Raw genomic sequence first — 4782 nt, forward strand, 5'->3', positions numbered from 1 at the left:
CATCGCTCCTTTTCCTCTTTTCTATCAGTATGAACAGATGAAAAGGCGTTCAGACACAAAAAAGGCTGTAGAGAAGACTTTCTCTACAGCCTGAGCATACTCATCAATAGATGAGTATGCTTTTTTTAATGAAATTATAAAGTGAAACTTCCATAAAAGAACTATATATGAGTGAATTATAAATTCGACATGTCCATGTGCGATGTGCAACCAAAAGGGAGTATGATATGCTTCTTCTCTCTGGTTTACCCTTGCATGAACCAAAGGTTTGACCGCTTCTGTACGTCGCCGGATGATCTCTCCCCACTATAAAAGACGGTTTTTTATTCACTTGTATATAAGCACGAGTTTCTCCCGTGCTACGTTTTCTTATGTCAAAACCATCAACTCGTATATACGAGTGTTGACTAACTTATATATACGAGTTATATTATATATGTAAACGTTATCAATAAACGGGGGGATTAACTATGAGCGATAAATATCATCAAGCTGCTAGAGATATACTTTCGCAAATTGGGGGAAAAGAAAATGTTGCGGCTGCGACTCACTGCGTCACAAGACTTCGTCTAGCCTTAAAAGATGAGTCTGTTGTGAATAAAGAAGAACTAGAAAAAATTGATTTAGTAAAAGGTTCTTTTTCTGCTAACGGACAATTTCAAGTAGTCCTTGGGCCTGGAATTGTGGAGAAGGTATATGACGAATTTATTGATATAACAGGAGCGGGACGAGCTTCTAAAGAAGATGTCAAAACTGCAGTTGAAGAAAAGCTAAACCCTCTTCAAAAGTTAATTAAAACGCTTGGGGATATCTTCATTCCTCTTTTGCCAGCCATTATTACAGCCGGCCTTTTAATGGGTATCAACAATATTTTAAGCGGCCCTGGTATTTTCTATCGTAATCCAGATTTAGCCTTTATCGAAGTTCATCCAGCTTGGAAAGACGTTGCCAGCATTATTAATTTAATCGCAAACACATCCTTCGTATTCTTACCAGGATTAATAGGTTGGTCAGCTGTACGTCGTTTTGGCGGAAGTGAATTGTTAGGTATTGTACTCGGTCTTATGCTGATTCACCCTGATTTATTAAATGCATGGGGATATGCGGCAGCTAAAGCAAAGGATGCCGTTCCATATTGGAATCTTTTTGGCCTTCATGTTCAGAAAATCGGTTATCAAGGTCAAGTGTTGCCAGTTCTCGTTTCTTCCTTTGTGTTAGCGAAAACCGAACGATGGGTCGCAAAACGTGTGCCGGAAGGATTTAAATTGTTGCTTGTCGCTCCAATCGCTTTGTTAGTAACAGGCATACTATCCTTCATTGTTATTGGACCAGTTACTTTCTCCGTCGGGCAAGGAATCACAAATGTATTTATGTATGTGTTCAATCACTTTGCTTGGCTTGGAGGACTTGTGTACGGTGCGTTCTATTCTGTTCTTGTAATTACCGGGATGCACCACACATTCCTTGCGGTTGACTTACAATTGATTGCAAGCACTCACGGGACATTCTTATGGCCTATTTTAGCTCTATCCAATATCGCCCAAGGTTCCGCAGCTCTTGCGATGATGTTTGCGGTGAAAGATGATGGGAAACTGCGCAGTATGTCGATTACTTCAGCAATTTCTGCTTATCTTGGCATTACTGAACCTGCGATGTTCGGGATTAACATCCGTTACCGTTATCCATTCTATGCAGCAATGATTGGTTCGGCAATCGCCGGGTTCTTTATTACTTTGAATCATGTTCAAGCTTCATCCATTGGTGTAGGTGGACTCCCTGGATTTCTATCCATTTTTCCTAAAAATTGGGGTCCATTCTTTATCGGCATGATAATCGCCCTAGTCGTTCCGTTTGTGTTAACTATCTTATTTTCTAAAAGAAGAAAGGCAGACAAAGCTGCAGACAAAGCCGCGTAATCTTGTTTGCTTATTCTCTTATGCTAGCGTTACATGGCCAGTGAAAGCTGGCCTGCATTATTTTATAAAGGTGGGATTGTTATGAAACAATCAGATTGGAAAAAGAAGGTTGTCTATCAAATTTATCCGAAAAGCTTTCGCAGCAGCCGCGGCGGTGCAACGGGAGATATAAAAGGAATTATAGAGAAGCTCGATTATCTTGCTTTTTTGGGAGTCGATTATATTTGGCTGACGCCTATATATACATCTCCGCAAAATGATAACGGCTATGATGTGAGCGATTATTACGCAATTGATGAGAGCTATGGTACGATGGAAGAGTTTGAACAGCTGCTTTCTGAGGCGAAAAAACGAGACATCGGTATTATGATGGATATTGTCGTAAATCACAGCTCTACAGAGCACAAATGGTTCCAAGAAGCACGTAAAAGCAAAGATAATCCATACCGAGACTTTTATATCTGGCGTGATGAACCGACAAATTGGCAGTCGAAATTCGGCGGCAATGCGTGGGAGTATGACGAAGCAACGGAACAGTATTACCTGCATTTATTTGATAAAACGCAAGCGGATTTAAACTGGGAAAATGAAGAGATGCGTCAGGAAGTATACAAGATGATGCGCTATTGGGCGGAAAAGGGAGTATCTGGATTTCGCTTAGACGTAATCAATCTTATCTCAAAAGATCAAGCATTCTTGAACGATACGGGAGAAGGAGCCACAGGAGACGGACGAAAGTTCTATACAGACGGTCCGCGCGTGCATGAGTTTTTGCAGGAAATGAACAAGGAAGTATTTGTAGGAACTGACGTAATCACAGTAGGAGAAATGTCTTCTACTTCTATTGATAACTGTATTAAATATTCAAATCCAGCTCGAAATGAATTAAGTATGACATTCAGCTTTCATCATTTGAAAGTGGACTATCCGAACGGAGAAAAATGGAAGAAAGCGGATTTTGATTTTCTGCAATTAAAGGATATCATGTCAAATTGGCAGATAGGTATGCATGAAGGGGGAGGCTGGAACGCCATCTTCTGGTGTAACCATGATCAGCCACGTGTTGTTTCCCGATTTGGGAACGATACCACATATCGTAATGTATCTGCAAAAATGCTTGCGACAGCACTGCATATGTTGCAGGGCACGCCTTACATTTACCAGGGAGAAGAAATCGGGATGACGAATCCGGGCTTCGAGCATATCAAGCAGTACCGTGATGTTGAAACATTAAACATTTATAAGCTGAAGCGAGAAGAGGGAATGAGTCACGAAGAGGTAATGGAAGCCATTAAGCAAAAATCTCGCGATAACTCCCGCACGCCGATGCAGTGGGATAGTACAGGCAATGCAGGTTTTTCTGCAGGGACACCGTGGATTGAAGCAGCGCCGAACTATGCAGAAATCAATGTAGAGCAAGCGCTGCAGGATCAAAATTCAACACTGTATTACTATAAAAAATTGATTGGATTGCGTAAAACATACGATGTGATTACAGACGGAAGCTATGAATTGCTTCTAGGAGACCATCCGAAGATTTGGGCGTATGTGCGCCGTACGGAAGAAGAAGCGCTTCTGGTCGTAAACAACTTCTACGATGCAGAGACCGAGTTTGTATTGCCGGATAACGCAGGTTTTGAAGGATGGAACAGCGAAAGGCTAATCGCAAACTATGAGGATGCTCCTGCGGATTACAAACGAATTACATTGCGTCCGTATGAGTCTATTGTGTATCGTTTTACGAAATAAGCATAAGAAAAGGCGAGTCACCTATATATGAGTGAATGATAAATTCGACATGTCCATGTGCGATGTGCAACCAAAAGGGAGTATGATATGCTTCTTCTCTCTGGTTTACCCTTGCATGAACGACTACAAAGGTTTGACCGCTTCTGCACGTCGCTGGATGATCTCTCCCCACTATCAAAAGACAGTTTTTTTATTCACTTGTATATAGAGATGACTCCCCTTTTTTGTGAATGTTTTTATTCAAAGTGGGCAAACTGTTAGGGGAGGTGTAACTATGGAGAATATGTATCCTTCATATGAAAGAATGCCTGCATACATAATCGGCAACGACAACGATATGGTTTTATTGTCTCATGAGGAGTATAACAGCCTATGGAGCAAAGAAGCATCGCCGCAGGTTGTGCATAAAGGATGGTTTTATAATACGAATGACCATGGACTCAATAATGGCCTGTTTATCGCAGATGACTCAATGTTCATGGCCGAGACACGGAACGGAGTTGTGTATAGAGCGGATTGAAAAGCATGGAACGCCATGCTTTTTATTTTGCGGTTCTTCATGCAAGAACTGCGCCTTCCTGACATATAGGCACCACAGATGCGGGATGAATATTATTTTTTGTATTTTTATATAATAATTCAAAATGCAGATATTAGCAAAAAAGTAGCTTAGCACATATAAAGCTCTTCTTTCTTTCCAATTACTGCATAAATATTTTACTTAAAAATATAAACTTCAATTCAAACCATTATTATCACAGACCAGGTCGTTTGCACTTTCTTTACGTTAGAAAATACGGAAAATATAGAAAGTATAGAAAATTTTTATACATATTGCTGTATTTTCAATCTTATAATACAATCAATCATGTGAGGATTTCTCACATGGTTGATTTTGTTTTTATCCGGATCATTCATGAATCAGCTTTTTTTTTAGTGTGTGTATATTATTTTTTTAATAAAGTATCCTAATTTTATACGAGGTGATGATATGGAACAATTTTTGTTGGATCTAGTCGGGACAACGAATGATTTGCTGTGGTCTAAATTGTTAATTATTATGCTTGTTGCTTGCGGTCTTTATTTCACATTTAAATTGAAATTTGTACAGGTTCGA

The 4782-nt window shown here is 39.9% G+C and carries 4 protein-coding genes; all 4 read left to right on the top strand.

What is annotated here, in order from left to right; genetic code table 11:
* The first annotated feature begins 470 nt into the window (after positions 1 to 470).
* Entirely contained in the window at positions 471 to 1916 is a 1446-nt protein-coding gene (gene treP / locus H540_RS0121480; protein ID WP_028402329.1) for a PTS system trehalose-specific EIIBC component, read from the top strand.
* Positions 1917 to 1997: 81 nt separating this feature from the next.
* Positions 1998 to 3665, top strand: coding sequence for an alpha,alpha-phosphotrehalase (gene treC / locus H540_RS0121485; RefSeq protein ID WP_028402330.1), 1668 nt, complete (start codon positions 1998 to 2000; stop codon positions 3663 to 3665).
* Between the two features lie 274 nt (positions 3666 to 3939).
* Positions 3940 to 4185 (top strand): hypothetical protein, encoded by a 246-nt coding sequence (locus H540_RS0121490; RefSeq protein ID WP_028402331.1) that lies wholly within the window; start codon positions 3940 to 3942, stop codon positions 4183 to 4185.
* A 471-nt stretch (positions 4186 to 4656) separates the two neighbouring features.
* The coding region (locus H540_RS35275; RefSeq protein ID WP_162144550.1) for a sodium:alanine symporter family protein at positions 4657 to 4782 on the top strand (126 nt) is incomplete at its 3' end.

Source organism: Ectobacillus panaciterrae DSM 19096, from assembly GCF_000430785.1.
In the GTDB taxonomy this organism is placed as follows: Bacteria; Bacillota; Bacilli; order Bacillales; family Bacillaceae_G; genus Ectobacillus; species Ectobacillus panaciterrae.

Coding starts and splice junctions, on each gene's coding strand:
- treC (WP_028402330.1), top strand. CDS start 1,998: ATGAAACAATCAGATTGGAAAAAGAAGGTTGTCTATCAAATTTATCCG.
- H540_RS0121490 (WP_028402331.1), top strand. CDS start 3,940: ATGGAGAATATGTATCCTTCATATGAAAGAATGCCTGCATACATAATC.
- treP (WP_028402329.1), top strand. CDS start 471: ATGAGCGATAAATATCATCAAGCTGCTAGAGATATACTTTCGCAAATT.